The organism is Bradyrhizobium sp. 33ap4 (assembly GCF_032654765.1).
Taxonomy (GTDB): Bacteria; Pseudomonadota; Alphaproteobacteria; order Rhizobiales; family Xanthobacteraceae; genus Bradyrhizobium; species Bradyrhizobium australafricanum.
Map to the genome: position 1 here is coordinate 1 of NZ_JAUMTJ010000162.1, position 1,998 is coordinate 1,998.

The following is a 1,998-nucleotide window of genomic DNA, read 5'->3' on the forward strand; positions in this document are numbered from 1 at the left end:
CGAAAAAAATACGCAAAACGTCGGATGCACTTATCTCCAGCGAGAACGAAGCACGCGAACTTGGCCAGGAAGGCGCGTCCAATCTCTCCGACGCCCAAAACCTCGAAAGTCCAAGCGTAGCTTTCCGTCCAGCCCAGGTGTCACTCGTAGTGACGGATTGCGATACACCCGAAGTCACTCAGCCTGTGAAGGGACTATCGAAAGTGGCCTCGCGCGACGTTTGCTATGAGCAGAGAGCAAATCCCCGCGTGTTCGCCGCCGCACGGCTTTACGCTGTGACTGCCGCTGAATGCGGTTGCGAAAAAGCTCGCTTCCTGGAGAAGCCACACTCTGAACGGCTCGAAGGGATAGGTGCCGAGTAGATGGTTCGCATAGACGAGATAATGGGCAATCCTCCATGGGAATCGACAAGTCGTAGGCCCTCACGACACCGCGGTGCAAGATCGACTCGCTCGCCGCAACATGCGCGCGATGCCCAGCCCTGTTTCGGCAGCGCAGACCAGCATCAAGTGCGCGTCGAACGTCCCGCCGTTCGACGGAGCGACGTCGAATATCCCTGCGGCCTCGAACCACTGTTTCCATGCCCCGGCATACTTGTGGCGTGCAGCAGCGAGAACTTGAGCACATCCGATGGTTTACGAATGGTGTCACCGATCAGGTCGCGCCGGGCGATTGGCGCCATTTGCTCGGAGAAGAGTAGGTCCGAGATCGCGTGAGGCCAGTCCGGCCGGCCGTAGTGGATCGCCGCGTCGAAATGCTCATCGTGAAATGAGAAAGTATCCAATCTCATTCTCAGGTTGACGCGAATATCCGGATGCATGGCGTAGAATGCGGGCAGGCGCGGGATAAGCCATTCGGCTGCAAACGTCGGTCCAATGGCGAGATCCAGACTGCCGCTGCCGTGCCCGACTCCGAACGCCGCGATCGACCGCGTGTCGCGCTCCAGCGCGTGAAGCGAGGCTCGCACCTGCTCGCTGTACACCCGGCCGGCCCGGGTCAGCAGGACGCGATGCTTGACTCGGTCGAAGAGCACGACATTGAGATTGCCCTCGAGGAGCGAGATCTGGCGCGAGACCGCGCTCTCCGTCAGCGACAACTCGCGGGCCGCGAGCGTGAAGCTCTCATGACGGGCTGCCGCTTCGAACGCAGTGAGCGCGGCCATGTTCGTGGTCCGGATACGTGCCGCGGGCGATCTCCTCGGGAGGTCTCATAAAACTCATTCTAAGGCAAGTTTAAATCGCTTTACCGCAATTCCGCACGTTGCAATACTGCGGAATGAAAATGTTGCTTGTAATGAAGTGAGGTGCGAAATGCAGGATGTACCGTTGGAATCCTCTGTGCTCAACGAAGGAAAGCCGGATGTCGATTCCAGGGCATTCAGGACTTGCCTGGGCCAATTCGGCACGGGCGTGACGGTCGTCGCCACGCAGCACGAGGGGCGGCTTGCCGGCGTCACAGCGTGTTCGATCGCTTCCGTGTCGCTCGCCGCCCGCTCGTGCTCTGGTCAATCTCGCGCACATCCCGCAGCTTCGCGGTCTTCGAGCGGGCCTCGCACTTCACCATCAACGTCCTGGGCGAAGACCAGATCGCGCTATCGCAACAGTTTTCGAGCAAGTCGAGCGACAAGTTCGCTGGCGTGGAGTGGTCCAGGGGAAACAAGGGATGCCCGGTGCTGTCCGGCGTCGTAGCCTTCCTTGAGTGCGACACCGAGACGACCTATGGCGGCGGCGACCACCTGATCATCGTCGGAAGGGTGAAGCGGTTTGTGCAGTATTCAGGCAGGCCACGGCTCTTCGTTCAGAGCAAATATGCCGTTTCGCAGGCGCATCCGCGCATCGAAATGGCGGCGAACGCTTCGTGAAAGTGAGTTAACGATGCAAGCCGGAAAAAACTTCATTTGAGTGCTTCGATCCGCAGAGCGCTAGGTGGTGTGGACTCTAAGGATTCCCTTTTAGGCGCAAATCAGATTCAAGGCTGCTTTTGGGGAGGCCGCCTTGG

3 protein-coding genes are annotated in these 1,998 nt (G+C 59.3%); 2 read left to right on the plus strand and 1 reads right to left on the minus strand.

From position 1 onward, the window contains the following. Window positions 1-362 (plus strand): hypothetical protein (locus Q2M23_RS43495; protein WP_316399500.1); only part of this gene is annotated, 362 nt, incomplete at its 5' end. Window positions 363-505: 143 nt separating this feature from the next. Here the strand turns inward: Q2M23_RS43495 and Q2M23_RS43500 are convergent. Further along, window positions 506-1,162 carry a LysR family transcriptional regulator gene (locus Q2M23_RS43500; protein WP_316399501.1) on the minus strand — a complete coding sequence of 219 codons (657 nt, stop codon included), beginning with the start codon at window positions 1,160-1,162 and terminating at the stop codon, window positions 506-508. Between the two features lie 297 nt (window positions 1,163-1,459). Between Q2M23_RS43500 and Q2M23_RS43505 the strand changes: the two genes are divergently transcribed. Next, the gene (locus tag Q2M23_RS43505; protein ID WP_316399502.1) at window positions 1,460-1,861 is read left to right on the plus strand and encodes a flavin reductase family protein; all 402 of its coding nucleotides are present in this window, start codon (window positions 1,460-1,462) and stop codon (window positions 1,859-1,861) included. Window positions 1,862-1,998 lie beyond the last annotated feature (137 nt).

What these genes read in the sequence shown, in the direction of transcription:
- Q2M23_RS43500 (WP_316399501.1), bottom strand. Translation starts at nt 1,162, where the DNA reads ATGGCCGCGCTCACTGCGTTCGAAGCGGCAGCCCGTCATGAGAGCTTC.